We start from the raw sequence: 21,535 nt of genomic DNA on the forward strand, positions 1-21,535 counted from the left end.
CCCCTTCTTTCTGATCACGCACCCAATCCTGCCAACAAAGCCAGGTGATAGGTGATAAACGATAACCCGTAGGCCAGGGCCAGACCTAAACCTGCAGAAAATCCCATCCACTTCCACGAGTTCGTTTCCCGCTTGATAACGGCCAATGCGGCAATGCAGGGCATGTACAACAGACTGAAAACCATCAGCGACAGGGCAATGGCGGGGTTAAAACTCGAATCATTCGCTAAATAGGTAACCAGGCTCGCCTGATGGGCATCATCAGCTTCAACGCTGTAAATCGTTGCCAACGTGGAAACCATGACTTCTTTTGCTGCCGTGCAGGCGACAAGACCGACGCCGATCTTCCAATCAAAGCCGAGAGGCGCGATAACCGGTTCGATAAAGTGTCCCAAACGGGCGGCGTAACTTTGCGAAAGTTTTTCCGACGTTTCCTCTTCGTCCAGAACGGCAATAGCCTCATCGGCGTCTTGCTGTATCGTAAACAAAGGCAGCGCTTTTTCATATGCAACGGGATTTTCCGCCGCCAACGCGGCGAATGCTTCCGGATACGGCGACTTTTGCTGCAACGCTTCGGCATCGGCGACAGATTCGACGTCTTGTTCTTCTTCGGCAGCCGCTTTTTCGTCTTCTGCAGCGGCCGTCATTTCATCCAACATGGTCTGCAGTTCCCCATCCTCGTCTGTCGCGGTCAGACCGTAAGTTGTCAGAAGTGCGGCTGTATCGCGTTCAGCCTGTGCCGTTACGGAAGCTCTGGCCGCATCGTAATCTTTCGTATAGTCCACGTCCATGGGGTATGCCGTCAGGAACCAGACCAGAATAGAAGCGCCGAGAATAATGGTACCGGCTTTTTTTAAATAAAGGATGGACCGTTCCCACATGTGCATCAGGACGCCGCGGAGCGTCGGCACATGATAAGGCGGCATTTCCATGACAAACGGTTCCTGTTCACCGCTGAAAACGGTTTTGCGCAAAATAATGGCCACCAAAATAGCAACGACGATGCCCAGTACGTACAGGCCGAAGAGAACGGTACCGCCATAACCGGTAGCGCCGAAAAAAGCGGCAATGAACAGCGTATATACAGGCAGTCTAGCGCCGCAGCTCATGAAAGGGGACGCCAGAATCGTGACCATGCGGTCTTTTTCGTTGTCCAGTGTGCGGGCCGCCATGATTCCCGGAACATTACAGCCGAAGCCGAGAATCATCGGTATGAACGATTTGCCATGCAATCCGAAAGTACGCATAATACGATCGATCAAAAAGGCCGCGCGGGCCATGTACCCCGAATCTTCCAGCAAACCGATAAACAGATACAAGAGCACGATCAGGGGCACAAAGCTGATAACGGCGCCGACGCCGCCGATGACGCCGTCCACGACAAGGGAGCGGAGCTGCTCATCGGCAATGATTTCGCCAAAATAATCGCCTAAGACTCCGAAGCCGCTTTCCAGCCATCCCTGCGGATAGGCGCCAAGATTGATAACTGCATTGAACATGACCCACATGAGGACAAAAAAGATCGGCAATCCGAGCCAGCGATTCGTCAACACGGCGTCGATGCGGTCGGATAGGCTGTCGGTGCTGCCGCTCTCGACGATTGCACCGTTAAAGGCATCGACGGCAAACTGATGTCGGCATTGGGCGAAATAGAAATCCAGATCGACGGTCTGCTGCAACTCGCTGCGCATCGAATCGGCCAGCGCCAGCATCGTTTCCGTTCCGTCGACGGCCTTCACCTTGCCGATTACATCACTGTCATTTTCCAGAAGCTTTACAGCCAGCCAACGCAACGGATAATGAATACTGCCGGATTCTTTCAGCGCATCCGTCATTCGCGCAATATACGGCTCTACGGCCGAACCGTAGTCAATGACGGCATTTTCTCTTTTTTCCTGCTGCGGCATACTTGCCAACGTCTGCAACAATTCTTTAGTTCCGATATTCTTACTGCCGATCAGCGGCACAACGACGGCGCCAAGTTTTTCCCCAAGCTTTTTTAAATCAATTTCTATACCCATACGCTGCGCAATATCCATCATGTTCAAAGCTACGACGACAGGGCAGCCGAGTTCAATAATCTGCGCGGCCAGGTACAGATTTCGTTCCAAATTGGAGGCATCGAGAACATTGACAATAATATCAGGTTTGTCATTAATGATAACATTACGCGCAACGACTTCATCCAGCGAACGGGCCGTTAGGCTGTACGTGCCTGGCAGATCAATGAACAGCAACTCTTTTCCGTCTACCGTACAGTGGCCTTCCTTCTTTTCCACTGTTACGCCCGGATAATTGCCGACATGCTGTTTAGCGCCTGTAATATTATTGAAAATAGTGGTTTTGCCGCAATTGGGATTACCGGCAAGGGCGATCTTGATTCTTCCCGCTTCAGTCATTTCCTACTCCCCCTCTGCAACAATAACATCAATCATGGCCGCTTCGCTCAAACGCAGTGCCAACGAACAGCCTTTTACTTTCACTTCAATCGGATCGCCTAAGGGCGCCCTTTTAACGACGGAAATATGAGAACCCTTTACAACGCCCATATCAACCAGCCGATGTTGTATATTCCCTCGTCCCTCGAGCGTTTCAATGGTTCCCGATGCACCTGTTTCCATGTCGCATAGCTTCATTATCTTCATCGTGACGTTTCCTCCTGTTAATAATAGAATAACTCATATTACTACTTTTTGGCAACCATTCTAAATAAAATTTTTTCTTAAAATACATACCTATTTATCATCAATTATCGGCATTCGGTCATTTATTTTGATAATTATCTTCCTTTTTATCTGTTTTTTACCTTGTAATTATTTTCAAAACAAGAACATATGTCAATGGGAGACGATTAAGCGATCCTGTACCGCGCTGAATAAAAATGATACATATCTTAATAAATAGTGTCAAAAACAGATGAGAACAAACTTAATAGGCCTGATCGACGTGTTGTTTACTGTGCTCTTCCAAAATTGACTGTAGCGCATTTGAACTGCTCGTATGAGAGCGAACTACGTCCGCATTCTTACGCTGTGCTTCTCGCAGTGCGCAGCGTACCATACTGTGGCTGACGGTACTTGTAAAAAGAACGACGAGGTCCGGAGAACCGATCTTCGATTTAAAATCACTCGGGACCTGGGTAAATACTTTTGCTTTATACGCGTATTTTTTACAGAGGTTTTTATATCTGCAGACCATGCAATCATTTCCACCGACAATTACGACACTCATCTTCATCTTCCTTTCTACAAAGTATGCTTCCCACTTTTATTTGATATTACTTTTCAATTACAAAGATGAGTATATCGGAAGATAAGTATCTTGTCAAGATATTTTACCTATCTTTGTGAATATTAGTATTTATTTTAACAGGTAAAATAAGCGATTTATGACATAATATTTCACTAAAAAAGAAAAGTTTGTGATTTTATTTAATAGCATGTCCGTTCTTGCTAATGAGATAAATTATTCTTTAGTATGGTTATGATATAATATAAAAAACGAGAGGAGAATACATATGTCCCATATATCGTCATTACTTGAGTTTATAAAAAAAAGCCCGTCCCCTTTTCACGTTATCCGCAAGGCGACGGAAGTCCTCGGCAACAACGGCTTTGAAGAATTGAAACTCGCCGATACGTGGCGCCTGCAAAGCGGAAAGGCCTACATGGTATCCGTATATGATTCGACGCTGATCGCCTTTACCATCGGCGCCGAGCCATGCGCTTCCCTGCGTTTGGCGGCTGCTCATACGGATTTCCCCTGTCTGCGCATAAAGCCGAATCCCGATCTGATCGTCCACGGCTACCGTAAAGTGAATGTCGAAGTATACGGCGGCATGATTCGCGAGTCATGGCTTGACCGTCCCCTGTCAGCCGCCGGAAAATTGACCCTCTGCGGCAGCGACGCTTTTCAACCCAGAACCATGCTGATTGATATCGGTAAACCGTTTTTGACGATTCCGCGTCTGGCAATCCACATGAATCCGAAAACGAATGACGGACTGTCGTTAAATCCGCAAAAGGAAATGTTGCCCCTAATGGGAACGGGCCATGATGAATCGGACTTTCTCACCTTCATGAGCGGCTGCTGCGGCATACCGAAAGAGGAGATAGTATCCTATGACCTGACTGTCTATCCGACAGAGCACGGCACTTGCACCGGCTGTAACGACGAATTTCTGTCATCGCCGCGGCTCGACAATTTGACTTCCGTCAAGGCCTGTCTGGAAGCGATCTCGTCCCGGCGGCACAGAGAGGGAATCCGCCTGGTCGCCTTGTTTGATAATGAAGAGGTCGGTAACCATACGAAACAAGGTGCCGCGTCTTCTCTTTTGCCGGAATTGCTGCAGCGTATTTATCTGAATCTCGGCTTTACCTATGAAGACTACATGGCCTGCCGCAGCCGGGGTTTCCTGCTCTCTCTTGATGTCGCCCACGGCATGCATCCCAACTATCCGGAGAAAAATGACATCACGAACTTTCCTCTTTTGAACGGCGGCCCCGTATTGAAAACAGCCTGCAGCCAACGGTACGCCGGCGATGCCGAAGCAGCTGCCGTCATCATCGCCTTATGTCGGCGTGAAGGCATTCCTCTTCAGTATTTCGTCAATCGCTCCGATATGAGCGGCGGTTCCACGCTGGGTTCCGTACTTTCAGCCCATTTGGCTATGCGTGCGATGGACGTCGGCGTTCCGGTCCTGGCCATGCACTCGGCCCGCGAGCTCATGGGCGGAGCGGACCAGACATCGCTGGAAAAGTTGACAACGGCGTTTTTACAATCTTAGTCAAACAGAAAAGAAGTCTCCCGGCGGCGCCTGCACGCTGCCGGGAGACTTCTTTTCTGCTGTTCCTTCTTTATTTCGTACCTTCTTTTTCCGTAATCTCCGCCTCTGCTACGGCATACGTCCACCCGTCTTCCTGGCGAATCTTCTTCTCCTTCATCAAATGTCCCAGTGCGCGCTTGAAGGAAGCCTTGCTCAGATTGAACTTCGCTTTGATAACCTGCGGCGCGGTCTTGTCACAATACGGCATTTTTCCGTTTCGTTCTTTCAGAAAGGCAAGTATTTTTTCGCTGTCCGCGTCCATCGCCTGTTCTTTGACAAGACGAAGAGAGATATTGATCCTGCCGTCGTCGCGCAGGAACGTGATCCGACCCTTGATCATCTGGCCGATAAGTACGGGCCCGAGCCATTCACTGCGATGCAGAAAGGCAATCCACCGTTCGCGCGTCATTAAATACGCTCCCTGCTCATTGATATTGTAAACGGCACCTTCTACCCAGGCGCCGATTCTGGCATCGTCGGCCGCGACGGAGGCGCGGCGCATTTCATCTTCCACTTCCATGGAAACGGCGAGGCGGTGTGACTTATCTTCATACAGTTTGACCCATACGTATTCGCCTTCTTTAGGGCGTCCTTTCATTTCGGCAAAGGGCATGAATATGCCCCGTTCCGTGCCGACTTCAACAAAAGCGCCGAACCGCGTCGTATTGATGATCGGTGCATAACCGATCTGGCCGACTTTGATCTTCGGCAACCGCATACTGGCTGTCAGCCGTCCTGACGGATCATGATAGAGAAAAACTTTGACAACGGCACCGACGGAAACCGGTTCAAGCTGTTGGTTCTTGTGCAAAAGAATATCATCGTTCGTATTTCCCGTGCCGCCGTTCAGAAATGCGCCGGCATCGCTGACCCGCAGCACTTCCAGTTCGGCAATGCTGTTTTCCTGTAATAACGTACCCATGTTACGCTCCTTCAAACGGAATTCGTTCCGTATCGCTCCATACATTTTCCAGACCGTAATAGTCCCGTTCCTGTTCCATGAAGATATGAACGACCGTGTCGCCCGTATCCAAGAGGATCCAGCGGCCGCCGGTATATCCCTCCCGGTGACGTACGGCGCGCCCTTCCTTCTTCAACGCCTCTTCCACGGCATCGGCGATGCTCTGGGCCTGTCGTACGTTCCGGGCGCTGCAAATAACGAAGCAGTCAGCCAATATTGTCGTTTCGGACATATCCAAAATGACGATGTTCCAGCCTTTTTTATCTGCAATCGACTTAGCGATAATTTCATATTCTTTTACGTTTGTGTTCATTCCTGATCTCCTTTAGGTTTGTTTTCTGTGTTGCCGGCGTTTGCCGTCTGATTTTCACGTTTTGCGGCTCCGGAGGGAGCGGCGTTTTTCGCACTCGTCTGTTTTCCGGTCTTGGCGTCGTCATAAACGATCGTGTTGTTGGTCTTGCCGATAATCCGCTGCACCTCTACGGGATCGGCAATCCAGTAATTCGTGCCGTCTCCCTGCAAATTGGCATTTTTGGCCGTTTCGCCGGGAAGGATATAGAACTTGACATCGTCAGCGCCGACATGCCGAAAGGTCCAGACAAGACGAGCCATATCCTTGGCGGAAATATTGGACTCAACGGCAGTCCAGAAACGATACATATTCAGCATGGACCGAACAACCCATGCTTCCTTTTCCTGCCGGTAAAAAGATTTGATAAAACGCAGCTGACGCTGCACGCGGGAAAGGTCGCCGTCTGCATCCAAATAACGCAGGTAGCCGATACCTGTCTCGCCGTTCAGATATTGATACCCTTTTTGCAGATCGATATCGGTCACGCCGGCAGCGTCTTCATGATACATGTCTTTTTCCACATACAAATTGAGACCGCCGTTCATATCCATCATTTTGCGGAAGTTGTCCGTTGTAAAGACGGCATAATACTTGATCGGAATATGAAACATGTCTTCAATGACCGCCTGTACCAAGGTCAGGCCACCTTCGGTATAAACGGACGCCAACGTCTGCGGTCCCTTTTCTTTTCTGCCGTCAATACGCGTATTATCGGGCAGAGAAATAAAATCAACGGTCTGTTTTTCTTTGTTAATGGCTGCGACAGCCACAAAGTTGGCTTGCCTGTCCTTTTCATCGTCTACTCCGATAATAAGGACATAAAGCGGAATGTCGGGACTTACCTGATCGAAAGCCTCCGTAGCCGTATTGCCCCGAGCCGGTTCCGTGTCGCCGCGGAAAGCTTGATACTGATACCAGCCGTATGCGGCGGCAGCGACGGCGGCAAAAATCAGGACGAGCGTCAACAAAATGTGAAACGCTTTGCCGTGTCCTTTCTTCTTTTTCGTATGTTGCAGGCGTAAACGGACATTTTTGCGCCGCCCTTCACGTTCCTTTCGTTCCAATGTCAGTCCCTCCCGCCTTGTGACTGCATCTGCAGCAAGTGAGCGTTGCGGTTCGTCACGGTACCGGCATAGATCGTCTTGTGTTGTTCCAGCAAATGGAGAATTGTCATGTCGTACCCTGCCAGAACGCCTTCATCCAGACTGCGTGCCGTAATTTCTCGTAATGTCTCGACGCCTTCGAAATCGCGATTCTCCTCGATATAATCAGCCATGAAAATAATTTTTTCCAACAGCCCCATGGCCGCGGCGCCTGTCGTATGATGGGCGATGGCTTTCAGAATATCGTCATCGTCGATCTGATACCGCTCCCTGGCGATCGTCGTCGCGGCATAACCGTGCAGCAGGCTGGCGGTCCGAAAAATCGTCTCCGGCAGCGTACGGCCGTACTCCTGCACAGCCAATCGCTGCATATCCGGCAACGGCAGTTCCTTTGCCGCGTCATGCAGCAGCCCGGCCGTTTCCGCTTTGTCCGCTGCGACGCCGTTGGCAAGTGCTAGCCGTCTCGCCGCGGCGGCGACGCCCAAGGTATGGCGATAGCGCCGGGGAGATAATGACTGCTGCAGTTCTTGGCGGATCCGTTCGTTTATTTCTTGTGTACACATTGATATACTCCGTTTTTATAAATGAAATCAGCAACGTTATCGGGAATCATATAGCGGACGGATAAGCCCGCCTGCAGGCGGCGCCGCACTTCTGTCGAAGAGATTTCCAATTCCGGCACCGCCAGAGGAATAATCTTGCAGCCGAGATCACCGTACTTGGTAATGATCGGCGCAATCTCTTCCGTACCGTCCGGCCGTGAAGCACCGACAAAATAGCAAAGGCGAAGGACGTCTTCCGGCTTGTGCCAATTAGGCAGATCGTGGATCGTATCGGTTCCGGAAATGAAATAAAGTCCGCTGTCCTTGCCGTATACGGTTCGCAGCAGTCGCAGCGTATCGACTGTATAAGACGGCCCTTTTCTGCGAATCTCCATGTCGCTTACGACAAAGTGGGGATTGCTGTCGACGGCAAGGCGCACCATGGCCAGGCGCTCCTCCGCAGTCGCACCGCAAATATCCTTATTCGGCGTCGCATAAGAGGGGATGAAGAGAATGCGGTCCAGATGCAGCTGCTGGCGCGCTTCCTCGGCAATCAGCAAATGTCCGAAATGAATCGGATTGAACGTTCCTCCCATGATTCCCAATCTGGTGGTTTCCATAATAAAAATAAATTCCTCCCCAAACGACGGCCAAAACTAAGCCGTAAAGAATCAGAAAGATCAAGTAATGCTTATACTCATAACGGGTCTTCGGCGCCGCCGCATATTGCCGCAGAGTCCGCCAATAACCGCGCAGGAGCCGGATCATACACGAATCTGCCCCTGACCGCGGATGTTGTATTTATACGTCAGCAAGGCCTGCAATCCCATCGGCCCGCGCACGTGCAGCTTCTGCGTGCTGATGCCGATTTCCGCACCGAACCCGAATTCGAAACCGTCAGTAAATCGCGTCGACGCATTGACATAAACGGCGGCCGAATCGACGCGACGGAGAAAGGCTTCAGCCACCTCCGCATTGTCCGTCACGATGCAGTCCGAATGGTGAGTGCCGTATCGGTTGATATGTTCCACTGCTTCTTCAAAGGAATCGACGATCTTGACGGACATGATCAGCGCATTATATTCCGTATGCCACGCGTCTTCGCCGGCAATAGCGATCGCGGCGTCAAGGGAACGGCTTCGCCCGTCGCCGCGCATTTCGACGCCGTCTGCCGTCAACAGCGGCACCAGCTTCCGCAACGCTTCTTTGGCAATCTCGCGGTGCAGCAGCAACGTTTCCATGGAATTGCACGTAGAGGGACGGGAAATCTTGGCATTTTCAACGATTCGGGCCGCCATGTCAAGATCGGCGGCTGCATCGACGTAAACGTGGCAGATACCGCTTCCTGTCTCGATGACGGGAACCGTCGCCGTATCAACGACCATCCGGATCAAACCGGCGCCGCCGCGGGGAATGGCCAGGTCTATATATGCGCGCAGCGTCAGAAGTTCCCGGACCAGCGCCCGATCGGTGTTCTCCAGCATTGCCAGCCCGGTCCGCGGCAGGCCGGCACGCTGCAGACTTTCCTGCAATACCGCCGCCAGCGCCAAATTGGAACGAATCGCCTCGCTGCCGCCGCGCAGAATGCAGGCGTTACCGGTCTTAAGGCAAAGGGCCGCGGCATCGACGGTGACATTGGGACGGGACTCGAAAATAATGGCAATAACGCCGAGGGGCACGGCAACGCGTTCAATCTGCAAGCCGTTCGGCCGCTCCCAGGCGGCAAGCTGCGCACCTGTCGGATCCGGTAACGCGGCAACTTGCCGCACACCGTCAGCCATATCACGGATCCGGGCCGCCGTCAGGGTCAGGCGATCCAGCATAGCCGGCGCCATACCTTTTCCCTCAACTTGCAGCACGTCTTCTCTGTTTGCCGCCAAAATCAGTTCCGTTTCCGCTTCCAATGCTGCCGCCATATAAGACAGCGCCCTGTTTTTTTCTTCTTCACTTGCCAGTGCCAGGATAGCGGCTGCCGCCTGCGCCTGTTTGGCCTTTTCCAGTACTTCAGATGCCATGGGAGAAAACCCCTTTCTCTTATATGGCCACGAGGTTGTCGCGATGAATCACTTCATCGTAAAGACCGTCGTAGCCTAAAATCGCGCTTATCTCTTCCGTCTTCTTGCCCTTAATCGCCGCGATGGAACTGCTGTCATAATTGACAATGCCTTTGGCAATCGTAATCCCTTCACAAACGACGGCGACGATATCGCCTTCACAAAAGTCGCCTTCAATCCGGCAAATACCGACGGGAAGGAGACTGGCGCCCTTATAAACGATAGCGTTACGACAACCTTCGTCGACAATTAATGTCCCCTGTGCCTTGCCGCCGGAAAGCAACCATCGTTTGCGGCTATGTAAATGGGACTCCTTAGCTTTGAACCAAGTTCCTACCGGTTCACCGGCGCAAATCCGGCGAATGACGCCGTCTTCACTGCCGGAAGCGATGACCATATCGGCCTCGGCCGAGGTCGCCATGGCCGCAGCTTTGATTTTCGTGTACATGCCGCCTGTTCCGAAAACGCTCCCGGCGCCGCCGGCAATATCATAAAAATGTTTGTCGATTTCTTCAACGACGCGAATAATCTGCGCGCCCTTGTCATGTTGCGGATTGGACGTATACAAGCCGTCCACGTCGGAGAGGAGAATCAGTAAGTCGGCGTCAATAATACTGCTCACCATCGCCGCTAACGTATCGTTGTCGCCGATCTTGAATTCGTCGACGGCGACGACATCGTTTTCATTGATGATCGGAATAATATGCATGTCGATCATCGTCAACAACGTATTGCGGGAATGCATGAATTTGCTTCTGTCCTGTGCGTCCATGCGTGTCAGCAATACTTGTCCCGCAATCTGCCCGTATTCGCGAAACAGCTTTTCATACGTATGCATCAATAAGCCCTGCCCGACAGCGGCAAGCGCTTGCTTTCTGCGTATTTCCTTAGGTCGCTCCGAAAGGCCCAGCGAGGCCATGCCGGCGCTGACGGCAGCGGAAGAAACGAGGATCATTTCCCGACCGGAATTGGCCAGATCGGCAATTTCCCGCACCAACTGTTCCATACGGTGATAATTCAATTTTCCCGTCGCATATGTCAAGGAGCTGGAGCCGATCTTGACGACGACTCTTTTTTTGCCGGCAAACGCGGCTTCTCGTTCCGTCATGAGAAACACATCCTAGTTTTTGATAAATGCAAAGTGAGACTTTTCTTTCTTCTTTTTGAACAGAACGCCGTAGTGGCCGATGACCTGTACCAGTTCGGCGCCCAACATATCCGCCAGCGTTTGCATCGTTTCCTTCGTATCCAAAGCCGCGTTGTTCAAAACATGGGCTTTGATCAGCTCGCGCGCCGACAATGCCGCTCTGGCACTATCGATAACGGGATTGCTCAAACCCTCCTTGCCGATCTGTACGACTGACGGCAGTTGACTTGCCAGCGCTTTTAACGCCTGTTTATCTTTTCCTGTCACAGTATCGCTCCTTTACTCACTGACGATATTCAAATTCCATCGTGTAAATGCGGACCGTATCGCCTTCCTGAATTCCCTTTTCCTTTAACAGCTTATCCAGCTCCATGTAGCGCCAGATTCGTTGGAAACGGCGCAGCGACTGGTCGTCGTCAAAATTCGTCATCGCCACCAACCGTTCAATGCGCATGCCGGTAATCACGAATGCGCCGTCGTCAGCCCGCGTGATTTCAAAATCGGGTTTTTCCGCCGCTTTATAAACGACTTCATCACTGTTGTCGTCCGCCTCGGGAACGTATTCCTGAATCAACGTCCAGACCCGTTCCAAAAGACTGTCCAGTCCTTCGCCGGTCAGCGCGCAGATCGGATACACTTCGCGTCCTTGCGCCGCCATATAGGCTTGCAGCTTTTCCAGATTTCCGGACTCGCCGAGCAGATCGACCTTATTGGCGGCGATGATCTGCAGCTTCTTCGCCAACTTCTCGCTGTACCTGGCCAATTCGCCGTTGATTTTTTCATAATCGTCAATAGGATCGCGGCCCTCCGTCCCCGAAACGTCGAGAACATGGACTAAGACCTTCGTCCGCTCAATATGCCGTAAAAAGTCATGTCCCAGGCCGACGCCTTCGCTGGCCCCGTCGATCAGTCCGGGAATATCCGCCATGACGAAACTGCGCTGATCCGACAGATAAACGACGCCGAGGATCGGATTCAACGTCGTAAAATGGTACGCCGCCACTTCCGGCTGCGCCGCCGATACTTTGCGAAGAATGCTGGACTTGCCCACGCTGGGGTACCCGAGGAGGCCGACGTCGGCCAGCACTTTCAACTCCAGACGCAACCAGCGTTCCGTGCCGGGTTCGCCTTTTTCGGCAAACGTCGGCGTTCTGTTGGCGCTGGTGCGGAAATGGTAATTGCCGCGGCCGCCGCGACCGCCCTTGGCAACGACAACCTGCTGTCCGTCACGGCTCAAGTCGGCCATCACCGCACCGGTAGCTTCATCCCTTACGATCGTGCCGACAGGCACGGTGATCAACAAATCGTCAGCATCGCGGCCGAACTTGTTGCTTCCCTGTCCTTTGCCGCCCGGTTTCGCCTTGAAAAGACGGCGATAACGGAAATCGACAAGGGTATTGACGTTTCTGTCGGCAACGAGGATGACGTTTCCGCCCTGACCGCCGTCGCCGCCGTTCGGTCCGCCTTTGGGCACGAATTTTTCGTGACGGAAACTGCTCATACCGTCACCGCCCTTGCCGGATTGTACAAAAATTCTGGCTCTATCAATAAACATGCTGTTCTCCTTCTCCAATACGCCAAAGAGACACAGCATCCATATACTATGTCTCCTGTCTGGCTGTCCTCTCTATTGTACCAATAATTCCACCGCTTTATCAAACTGATAATCGCGCGTGTCGCCGTCGCGCAATTTTACTTCCACGTCGGGCACGACGCCGACGCCGTCGATTTCTCTGCCCTTGGCCGTTTTGTACTTGGCTACGGTAAGCTTCACGGCATCACTGCCGTCAACGGGGTAAACCCCCTGCACCGTGCCTTTGCCGTACGTCTTCACGCCGACAATCGTACCGAGACCCAAATCCTGTATATCGCCGGAAACAATTTCGGCGGCGCTGGCCGAATTCTCGTTGACCAGTACGACGAGAGGCAGGAGTTCTTCCTGTCCGTCCGTCTTCGTCACCTCTTCGGCGCCGTCACGTTTCGTATACGAAACGACCGTCGTCCCGGCAGGCATGATATAGTTGGCAACAGCCGCTGCCTGATCGACCAGTCCGCCGGGATTGTTGCGCAGATCGAGGATAATGCGTTTCATCCCCTGGGACTTCAGTTTTTCATAAGTATCGCCGAATTCTTTTCCCGTATTTTCGCTGAAAGAAATGATCCGTATATAACCGATATCGCTGTCCTTCACCATTTCGCCGGCCACCGTTTTCAATTGTATCCGGCGCCGCGTCAACGTATACTCCCGTGTTTCGGCGCCGCGCAAAACGGTTAACGTCACGATGCTGTCCGCCTTGCCGCGAATTTTTTTGGATACCTCTTCCAACGGCAGTCCCGTCGTCTCGACGCCGTCAACGGCCATGATCAGATCGCCTCGCTGCAAACCGGCTTCTCCTGCAGGACTGTCATCGACGGTACCGGCGACCAGGACGCCTTTACCGCCGTCGCTGGCGGCGATATACACGCCGATGCCGGCATACGAAGCCTGCGTCTGTTCCGTAAACTGTTCCAGAACTTCACCGTCCAGATACAGGGAATGACGATCTTCCAAATCGGCCACAATCCCCTCCAGGGCTCCGGTCAAGAGTGATTCCTTATCGACGTTGCCGGCATAATACATCTCGACGATCTGAAACGTACGCAGCAGCTTGATCATTCCCCACGGCGTACCGATAAATTCATATGACAGGAGACAGAGCACCAACAGCGCGCCGGCAAAAACGGAAAGAATCCAGGCGCAGACTTTCACAAGAAATTTCATTTCCCCCTTGTCCTTTCCCCTCTTTTATAAATATCCCATCGGATCAACGGGCTCTCCGCCGGAACGCACTTCAAAATGAACGTGAGGGCCTGTGGAATTTCCCGTCGAACCGGCATAGGCAATGACCTCTCCCTTGGCAACGGACTGTCCCGCCGAGACGGCTAAGGACGAGTTATGACCGTAAACGGTCGATAACCCGTTTCCATGGTCGATAATGACGGCATTACCGTAACCGCCGAGCCAATCGGCTTCGACGACGACGCCGGCGTCAGCCGCATGAACGGGCGTCCCTTCATCGACGCCGATATCGATGCCGGAATGGAAAATAGCACGCCCGAAGATCGGGTGGTTACGATAACCGAAGGGCGATGTGATCGGCCCGTTCACCGGCCAGATAAAGACGCCGGAACCGCTGACAGCCTGGAAGGAATCGGCAGTACCGCCGGCAGACGCTGCTGCGGCCCGATCGGCCTGACGCTGGCGCAGCATCGCGCCGATAGACTGCGAAGTGGCTTCCAATTCGGCCAGCGCCGCTTCTGCCGTCGCTTTGTCGGATTGCGCTTTTTCCAGCAACGCCTGCTGTTCGGCTTTCGTCTTTTCAATTTCAGCCTGTTTGGCTGCCGCATCGGCCTGCAACTGCTGCTGATGCGCCCGTTCCTCTTCCAGAACGGCTTTGGCTGCGGCAATACGGCTCCGTTCTTCCTTGATTGAAGAGATCAGCGACATGTCGGAAGAAATAACACGGCGCAATAATTCCACCCGATTAGCAAAATCATTGAAATCTTTCGCGCCGATAACGACATCAAGATAGTTGAGCTGGCCGTGCATATAAATGTCGCGCATCCGGCGGCTCAAAACGTTCTCCCGCGTCTTCAACCGCTCTTCCGCCTGAGCCATTTCCCGTTCGGCGTCGCCGATCTTTTTTTCTGTCGCCGTCAGTTCCGCCGTAATAGACTTATACGCGCTGACGGCGGCATCCAGACGCTCCTGAATGACGCGCAGTCGTTCAAAAACGTCCGTAATGACACCTTCGGCGTCGCTCTTCTTCTGCTGCTGTACCGCCATCTGGCTCTGAACATCGGAAAGTTGATTTTGAAGATCCTCATCTTCAGCCAATGACAACACCGTAGGACTCAACAAGACGGCGGCGGCAAAAAGGGCAAGAAATTTTTTCGATTTATCTGTATAGTTCATCATTACCTACACCTTCATATACCGTTTTAATGAAATTGTACTGCCTATGGCGCCGATGATCATGCTGATGAGCAAGAGCGAGCCGCCAAGCTGATAAATAAAGGGGTACATGCTGACCAGCGGCAAGAACGCCAGAGAGACGTGTACTTCCGTAAGGACGAAACGATAGAATTGAAACAGCGCCATATCGGCGATCAAACCGCCGATAAACCCTAACAACAAGCCTTCAAGCAAAAAGGGCCAGCGAATAAACCAGTTTGTCGCGCCGACGTATTTCATGATAGCGATTTCGCGGCGTCGCGCGAAAACGGTAAGACGAATCGTATTGGAAATGATAAAAAGCGTGGCGCAGGCCAGAAAAACGATCAGCGCAATGCCGCCCCAGCGAATAACGGTCGTGATCTGGAAGAGCTGTTCAATGATTTCCTGCGCGTAATGCGTGCTTTCGACGCCGGGAATAGCCGCGGCTTTCTCGGCCGCCTTCTTTACCGCATCGGGATTGGAAAAGGTAATCTCATATGACGTGGGCAGCGGATTTTTGCCGTCCAGTGCGTCCAAGATGCCCGGCTGATCTTTCATGCGTTCTTTTAACCGCTCCATGGCCTGATCTTTATTGGTAAACGTAATTTCCTTGACATCGGATAATTGCTTCAGCTCCTTGCCGACAGCCATGACCTGATCCGTCGTCAAGCCGTCCTTCAGGTAAACGCTGATCTGCACCTGACTTTCCAGATTTTCCGCAAAGTAATCGAGGTTGGCCGCCATCAGGGAAAAAAGCCCCAGAATAAAGAGGGCCAGCGCAACGGTGGCAATGGAGGCGACAGACATGAAGCTGTTGCGCCAAAAAGAGGTCAGCGCCTCGGAAATATAATATCGCATCGTTCTAATCTTCATCGCCGTACCCCCCTCGCTGTTCGTCGCGAACAAGGGAACCGTCAACGATTTCCAGGACGCGTTTATTCATCATGTCAACCATTTGCTTATCATGGGTGACCATGACGACAGTCGTGCCCATGTGATTGATTTTTCTGAAAATATCCATAATATCCTTTGATGTATCGGGGTCCAGATTTCCTGTCGGTTCGTCGGCAATCAGCAACAGCGGCCTGTTGACGATAGCCCGGGCGATGGCAATGCGCTGTTGTTCGCCGCCGCTGAGATTATTCGGCAGTTCGTCAGCTTTGCCGGCAAGACCGACCAGATCGAGGACGTTGCGTACACGTTCTTTAATGATCTTCCGCGGCGTTTCGATGACCTCCATGGCAAAGGCGACATTTTCCGCCGCCGTCTTATTCGGCAGAAGTCGGAAATCTTGAAAGACGATGCCCAGCCGCCGCCGCAAATAGGGCACGCGGCTTTTTTTCAGTTTATTGACCGTCGTACCGTCAACGATGACAGAACCTTCCGTCGGCAGCTCTTCGTGCGACAGCAGCTTGATAAAGGTCGATTTACCGGCGCCGCTGGCGCCGACGACAAAAACGAATTCCCCTTTTTCGATATGCGTCGATACATGGCTGAGCGCCACGGAACCGTTGTCATAGATTTTCGATACATCATTAAAATAAATCATGAATACCCTCTTTTCAACAAATTACCTTACCCTTTCCGATGTAGGGCTTGTACGGCTAAATCGGCATTTTGCAAAGACCGGCGCCGCAAAGCGTCCAACTTTTCCTTCACTTCGCGGCGTTGCGCGCCTGCCGCCAACTTCGCCGCAGCATCGGCGACAATCGCCTCGGCCCGTATCGTGTCAACGGTACCGCAGATTTTCTCGCCGATCAGATTGATGAAACTGTCAATCTTCGGATCATAAGAAATGGCCGTAACCGGTACTCCCATCAGGGAAGCAAAAACCAGCGCGTGCAGCCGGTTGGCGATGACGACATCCATCGCCCCCAAGAGAGACATCAGCTCAGCAGCCGAATAGGCGGACTCAAGGCTGACAGCCGGACATTCCATATAGGACATAATTTCTTTTGCCGTTGCGCTGTCGGCAGGATACTGCATCGGGATAAATACGATTTGTCCTTCGTAAAGACGGTACAGCGCGTCGGCGCTTTCGGCAAGGGCCTTTTTATACGTCGTCAGTCCCTGCCAGTCCCGCACGGCGATACCGATTTTTTTACGTCTGTCCTTTAAATTGCGGGATTGTAAAATGGCAGCGCCGATTTCCCTGTCTGCAGGCCGCATGGACAGCACGGCGTCGGCAGTCACGTAAATCGGCGGCGCCGTGACGCCCATTACTTCCAGTTCAGTCTGCGAATCGGCATCGCGGACGCCGATCATCTGCACCTTCTGCAAAACCGAACGAACCGCCTTTCTGGCCCGTGGTCTGGTGACGGGACCGATACCCTGGGCATAAAGCATGACCGGTTTGCCGAAAAACTCAGCCAGCCTGATAATGAACAAATAGTAGTAAATGCTTCTGGCGCTGGTCACATCCTGCAGCAGGCTGCCGCCGCCGCTGATCAGTATCTGGCAGGAACGGACGGCCGCAACGATACCTGGCAGATTGAACCGATGCACCGTCCGAACCTGATGATTGGCGCCGGTCATGGCGGGATTTCCGCTAATGACGGTAATTTCGGCATCAGAAATATATTCGCGAAGAGAGGTGACCAACGCAGACAGCATCGCCTCGTCACCGGCATTGGCAAAACCGTAATACCCGGAAATGACGATCTTAGTCACCCTTGGACAACTCCTTTCTCAACCATGTCGTACTATATTGCAATATGGCAACGGCAACAATCAAGAGTATGCCGAGGATCATGCCCGTCACCCACCCGTTTACGCCTCTGATAAAGGACATCAAAAATGGCGTCCGTATATGCGCAAAGGTTTCCACCATGGAACCGACGCCGATGACGGAAGCCAGAACCAGGAAGAAATGAAGCAACTGCGGCCATTTGCGATAAATCGCCGCGACGAGCAGGAAAAACGCCGGATGTCCGATGAGAAATTCCTTTTCCCGCGGTCGCGCGTACATGACATTTTCCAAAAAGCGGCGCATAACCACTTCGGCGCCGGGAACGGGAACGCCTGCCGTATGACCGCTGCGGCCGATAAAAATGTAAGCGGCGGCACCGAAAAAAGCGAGCAAAAGCAAGGTGCTCATCCGAATCGGCACGGCCAGGAAATCTTTCGCAAAGGAAATAAAGTCCTGCGGCGACGCCAACGTATGCCCCATGAGCGGGAAACGGCGTAAATATCCCCAGGCAGCCAACACGATAGGCAGCAGGAAGGTCAGCTTGACGCCGCGATAAAAATCGAATTCCAGGAAAAAGCGTATATTACCGAGCATAGCGGCAATAAAGAAACCGCCGATCATGGCGACGGCGACTGCCGCCGTCAGACCGAGAACGCCGTCACGAATGACCTTGGCATACGAAGCCTGACGCACCAGTTTCTTGCGGCTGAACCAATCGAGAAGCAGCAAGATAGCGGCAGTCGGCGCCGTTACGGCACAGCCGATGGCCATTATTTGCAGAAAGAGCGCGCCCTTGGCAAGAAAGGCGCCGCCGCAACCGGCAAGACAGGCCAACGCCGTGAGAAGATAATTTTTTCTGTCCGCGAGCGGCACAAGGAGATTAAAGGTAAAGAGAAAACCGCAGGCCGCAGCTGCCGCAGTCAGCGCCAACAGTACCCGTTCGGGATAATAGATGGGCAGGACGGACGCTTTACCGAGAGAATAACCGCGTTCTCCCAACTTGTCCGATACCTGTTTGATATAATCCAGGTTCGTCTGCGTCAAATTCATGCCGTGCAGCGGTTTTTTGTAAAGGGGATAGAGATTTACGCGCACGTTTCGTTCAAGATCACTGATATAATAACGCATAGCCGCCTCTTCGGGCGACACCTTTTCCAGTTCTTCCTTACTCATGGCGTAGACGCGGGCCGTACGGTATCCCAGAAGTTCCGCCAACTCGTACATGCCGTCCTGCGTATTGTACTGAAGTTGCGTGACCGATTCGATCATGTAAAAGGGATAATTCCCCTGCTTCATCTGCGCCGCCGTAGATTCCAACATATCTTCGCGTTTTTCTTCCTGCGCCGTATATCCCATGACCTCTTTGCCGACGAACATGATACCCGAAATGTCGGGTATCGTACGGGCGCGATCGAAGAAGGCCTGCACCTGACCGGCTGCGGCGTTGCTGTAATTAGTCGGCCGCAGGACAACATGGAATCCGGCTGCGGCAATTGCTTTCGCATCGGCCGAAAGAATACCGAGATTCATTTCGCCCAAAGCGGGCATGACGCCGCGCAGACCGGCAATTCGATATTGATCATTGGCAAGCACCTGCACCTTGTCGCCGCCGAGACGCAACGCAAGATCCTGCACAAGTTCATCAAAATACAAATCCCGTTCATTGAGAGGCTTGCCGATCAGATAGTAGTCATACTGCAAATCGCCGATCCCGAACTGAGGATAATACAATTGGCACCCGAGACGGGTAATCAACGAAACCTCGCCGCGCTGCGTCAGCTTATTCAACGTCGCATCGTAAATCGCAAAACTCGTGATCCCCGCGTCCCGGCACAAGGCCAGTGTCTGTTCCAGATCATAGCCGTCGCTTTTTCCCATTGACACGACGGCATCATAATCCATGACCTGTTCGATCGTCATGTTTTCTTCTTCCACCTGATAGCGGGAAAAACACAGCCAAAGAGAGAGTAAAAAACCGACCGCTATGATTGCCGTAAGAACCAGGAGACTTCGTTTGTTGTTGATTGCCATTATCTTCACCTTATTCATATCTTACTTGATACTGCCGTAGATCCGCAGCAGTCCATCTTCCATGACAACGCGGTCCGCTTTGATTCCCAACGGAAAATCGCTAAAATTATATACTTCTATTTTTTTCATACTGTCGTTTTGATACGCCATTCCCATTGCGCTGATCCGAACATCGCGCGGAACAAAACAGAGACTGTCGCCGACAACAGCAAATTGACCGGCCATATCAGCAGAGGCTGTCAACAAGCCTCCGAGCTTGATTTTGCCGGTCACATGCACACCGTCGTCTGCAAAATCAACAGAAACGTCGGAAAGATTTTCGACCCTTTCCGTCAGAAAACGGCGTAAATCGTCACTGCCGACTGACGCCGAAACCGTTCCCGATCCGGCTTGAAGCAAGCGGAACCGCCCGTCCAAAAGCGACCGTATCGGACTGAAACGAACATCGCGAAGATCGCAGTCGAACGAACGGAACGAAAGCCTGCCGTCTGCAAAGGAATCGCTGTGAATCGTGACAGCGTCAAGATCACCGAAAAGCACCTTGATGCCGGGGTCGGCCTTGACGCGGACGGCACCCGGTTCAAGATTCAGGCGCTGTCCCAACGAATAATATATTCCCCGTTCCGCCATTTGCGGACCGCCATATTCGGCGGCGGCGCCGATACCAGCCAATAAGAGAAGAAAAACAATTATTTTTTTGATCATATTTCCTGTCGATTTAACTTTCTGTCTTTTTCCTGATGCAGGAAGCCTTCCATAAAGGCTTCCAAATCACCGTCCATAACGGCCTGAACATTTCCTGTTTCCACATTGGTCCGATGATCCTTAACCAGATTGTAAGGATGAAAAACGTAGGAGCGAATCTGACTGCCCCACTCAATCGCCTGGTGAGCGCCGCCGATCTCGGCTTTCAGCTGAGCCTGCTTTTCCTGTTCCAGCTCAAATAACCTGGCCCGCAAATACTTCATGCACATTTCCCGGTTCTGTACCTGTGACCGTTCGTTTTGACATTGGACGACAATCCCTGTCGGCAAATGCGTCATGCGCACGGCGGAACTCGTCTTGTTGACGTGCTGTCCGCCGGCGCCGGAAGCGCGGAAATAATCGACGCGGACGTCATCCATATTGATCTCGACTTCCACATCGTCAGGCAGCTCGGGCATGACGTCGACGGCGGTAAAGGATGTGTGTCTTCTGGCTGCGGCGTCGAAGGGAGAAATGCGCACCAAACGATGCACGCCTTTTTCCGACTTCAAATACCCGTACGCATATTCGCCTTCCACTGTGAACGCGGCGCTCTTGACGCCGGCTTCATCGCCTGGCTGCATGTCGATAATCGTCAGATGGTAACCGTTTTGTTCGGCCCAGCGCGTATACATGCGCACCAACATCTGCGTCCAATCCTGCGCCTCCGTACCGCCGGCGCCGGCGTGAAAAGTCACGATGGCGTTACAGCGATCGTATTCATCGGACAGAAGAAGTAAAACTTCCCGCTTTTCAATTTCTTTCAAAACGCCGTCATACTGGGTTTCAATGTCGCCGGCCAAGGACGTATCGCCGTCTTCCATCGCCATTTCCAGATAATCGCTCAAATCGACGGCTTTCTGTACCAGCGCTTCATGGCCTTCCACTTCCGTTTTTAACGCCGTCGCTTCCTGCGAGATCGACCTCGCTTTATCGGGATCGTCCCAAAAAGACGGATCGCTCATCAGCATATCATATTCCATAATGCGTTCTTTTTTGCGAGCGAGGTTAAAGTGAATCCCCGATTTCCTGTATGCGTTGTTGTAAGTCTTCTATCGGTTTTTTCATTTCTTCCAATAACACAAGATCACCATCTTTCGTTTTACCAATA

At 52.2% G+C, this 21,535-nt stretch carries 21 protein-coding genes; 1 reads left to right on the forward strand and 20 read right to left on the reverse strand.

Translation table 11 applies throughout. The annotated features are described in order from the left end of the window. Positions 1 to 14 precede the first annotated feature (14 nt). The 3 genes from feoB to C0977_RS09305 all read right to left on the reverse strand — a co-directional run bounded on the left by feoB (position 15) and on the right by C0977_RS09305 (position 3,231). Complete coding sequence (gene feoB, locus C0977_RS09295; RefSeq protein ID WP_101913192.1) at positions 15 to 2,399, reverse strand: ferrous iron transport protein B; 2,385 nt, start codon at positions 2,397 to 2,399, stop codon at positions 15 to 17. A 3-nt stretch (positions 2,400 to 2,402) separates the two neighbouring features. Then, entirely contained in the window at positions 2,403 to 2,645 is a 243-nt protein-coding gene (locus C0977_RS09300; RefSeq protein WP_101913193.1) for a FeoA family protein, read from the reverse strand. A 283-nt stretch (positions 2,646 to 2,928) separates the two neighbouring features. After that, on the reverse strand, positions 2,929 to 3,231 hold the full coding sequence (locus C0977_RS09305; protein WP_023054073.1) for a DUF2325 domain-containing protein: 303 nt from the start codon (positions 3,229 to 3,231) through the stop codon (positions 2,929 to 2,931). 286 nt (positions 3,232 to 3,517) lie between these two features. On the opposite strand from C0977_RS09305, the gene C0977_RS09310 reads away from it, so the two are divergent. Then, on the forward strand, positions 3,518 to 4,786 hold the full coding sequence (locus C0977_RS09310) for a M18 family aminopeptidase (RefSeq protein ID WP_101913194.1): 1,269 nt from the start codon (positions 3,518 to 3,520) through the stop codon (positions 4,784 to 4,786). A gap of 70 nt (positions 4,787 to 4,856) precedes the next feature. On the opposite strand, the gene C0977_RS09315 is transcribed toward C0977_RS09310, so the two are convergent. The 17 genes from C0977_RS09315 to prfB all read right to left on the reverse strand — a co-directional run bounded on the left by C0977_RS09315 (position 4,857) and on the right by prfB (position 21,492). After that, entirely contained in the window at positions 4,857 to 5,747 is an 891-nt protein-coding gene (locus C0977_RS09315; RefSeq protein ID WP_023054061.1) for a S1 RNA-binding domain-containing protein, read from the reverse strand. Position 5,748: 1 nt separating this feature from the next. Beyond that, positions 5,749 to 6,099: a ribosome silencing factor gene (gene rsfS / locus C0977_RS09320; RefSeq protein WP_023054101.1), complete on the reverse strand. Its 351-nt coding sequence runs from the start codon at positions 6,097 to 6,099 to the stop codon at positions 5,749 to 5,751. Further along, on the reverse strand, positions 6,096 to 7,202 hold the full coding sequence (locus C0977_RS09325) for an LCP family protein (protein WP_234987636.1): 1,107 nt from the start codon (positions 7,200 to 7,202) through the stop codon (positions 6,096 to 6,098). Before C0977_RS09325 ends, rsfS begins: the two co-directional genes overlap by 4 nt. 2 nt (positions 7,203 to 7,204) lie before the next feature. Continuing rightward, positions 7,205 to 7,804, reverse strand: coding sequence for a bis(5'-nucleosyl)-tetraphosphatase (symmetrical) YqeK (gene yqeK, locus C0977_RS09330; RefSeq protein WP_101913195.1), 600 nt, complete (start codon positions 7,802 to 7,804; stop codon positions 7,205 to 7,207). Beyond that, a complete protein-coding gene (gene nadD / locus C0977_RS09335) occupies positions 7,786 to 8,403 on the reverse strand; it encodes a nicotinate-nucleotide adenylyltransferase (RefSeq protein ID WP_101913196.1) in 618 nt (205 codons plus the stop codon). Before nadD ends, yqeK begins: the two co-directional genes overlap by 19 nt. Positions 8,404 to 8,547: 144 nt before the next feature. Next, positions 8,548 to 9,798: a glutamate-5-semialdehyde dehydrogenase gene (locus C0977_RS09340; protein WP_101913197.1), complete on the reverse strand. Its 1,251-nt coding sequence runs from the start codon at positions 9,796 to 9,798 to the stop codon at positions 8,548 to 8,550. 19 nt (positions 9,799 to 9,817) lie between these two features. Next, entirely contained in the window at positions 9,818 to 10,945 is a 1,128-nt protein-coding gene (proB, locus tag C0977_RS09345; RefSeq protein WP_101913198.1) for a glutamate 5-kinase, read from the reverse strand. Positions 10,946 to 10,957: 12 nt separating this feature from the next. Further along, a complete protein-coding gene (locus C0977_RS09350; RefSeq protein ID WP_023054142.1) occupies positions 10,958 to 11,251 on the reverse strand; it encodes a YhbY family RNA-binding protein in 294 nt (97 codons plus the stop codon). Between the two features lie 16 nt (positions 11,252 to 11,267). Next, a complete protein-coding gene (obgE, locus tag C0977_RS09355; protein ID WP_101913199.1) occupies positions 11,268 to 12,539 on the reverse strand; it encodes a GTPase ObgE in 1,272 nt (423 codons plus the stop codon). A gap of 72 nt (positions 12,540 to 12,611) precedes the next feature. Further along, a complete protein-coding gene (locus C0977_RS09360; protein WP_101913200.1) occupies positions 12,612 to 13,745 on the reverse strand; it encodes a S41 family peptidase in 1,134 nt (377 codons plus the stop codon). A gap of 24 nt (positions 13,746 to 13,769) precedes the next feature. Next, positions 13,770 to 14,942, reverse strand: a complete 1,173-nt coding sequence (locus tag C0977_RS09365) for a murein hydrolase activator EnvC family protein (protein ID WP_419177927.1) — start codon at positions 14,940 to 14,942, stop codon at positions 13,770 to 13,772. Positions 14,943 to 14,945: 3 nt separating this feature from the next. Continuing rightward, entirely contained in the window at positions 14,946 to 15,833 is an 888-nt protein-coding gene (gene ftsX / locus C0977_RS09370; protein WP_036242997.1) for a permease-like cell division protein FtsX, read from the reverse strand. Next, positions 15,823 to 16,509: a cell division ATP-binding protein FtsE gene (gene ftsE / locus C0977_RS09375; RefSeq protein WP_101913201.1), complete on the reverse strand. Its 687-nt coding sequence runs from the start codon at positions 16,507 to 16,509 to the stop codon at positions 15,823 to 15,825. The genes ftsX and ftsE overlap by 11 nt, the downstream gene beginning before the upstream one ends. Before the next feature lie 26 nt (positions 16,510 to 16,535). Further along, entirely contained in the window at positions 16,536 to 17,630 is a 1,095-nt protein-coding gene (csaB, locus tag C0977_RS09380; RefSeq protein ID WP_101913202.1) for a polysaccharide pyruvyl transferase CsaB, read from the reverse strand. Continuing rightward, on the reverse strand, positions 17,623 to 19,680 hold the full coding sequence (locus C0977_RS09385) for a DUF5693 family protein (protein ID WP_101913203.1): 2,058 nt from the start codon (positions 19,678 to 19,680) through the stop codon (positions 17,623 to 17,625). Before C0977_RS09385 ends, csaB begins: the two co-directional genes overlap by 8 nt. Before the next feature lie 21 nt (positions 19,681 to 19,701). Continuing rightward, positions 19,702 to 20,385: a DUF2993 domain-containing protein gene (locus tag C0977_RS09390; RefSeq protein WP_101913204.1), complete on the reverse strand. Its 684-nt coding sequence runs from the start codon at positions 20,383 to 20,385 to the stop codon at positions 19,702 to 19,704. Next, a protein-coding gene (prfB, locus tag C0977_RS09395) for a peptide chain release factor 2 (protein WP_419177286.1) occupies positions 20,382 to 21,492 on the reverse strand; the annotation gives its coding sequence in 2 pieces (ribosomal slippage) (positions 20,382 to 21,434 and positions 21,436 to 21,492; 1,110 coding nt in all). The genes C0977_RS09390 and prfB overlap by 4 nt, the downstream gene beginning before the upstream one ends. Between the last annotated feature and the right edge of the window lie 43 nt (positions 21,493 to 21,535).

It is taken from the genome of Megasphaera vaginalis (ex Bordigoni et al. 2020), assembly GCF_900240295.1.
Classification (GTDB): Bacteria; Bacillota; Negativicutes; order Veillonellales; family Megasphaeraceae; genus Megasphaera; species Megasphaera vaginalis.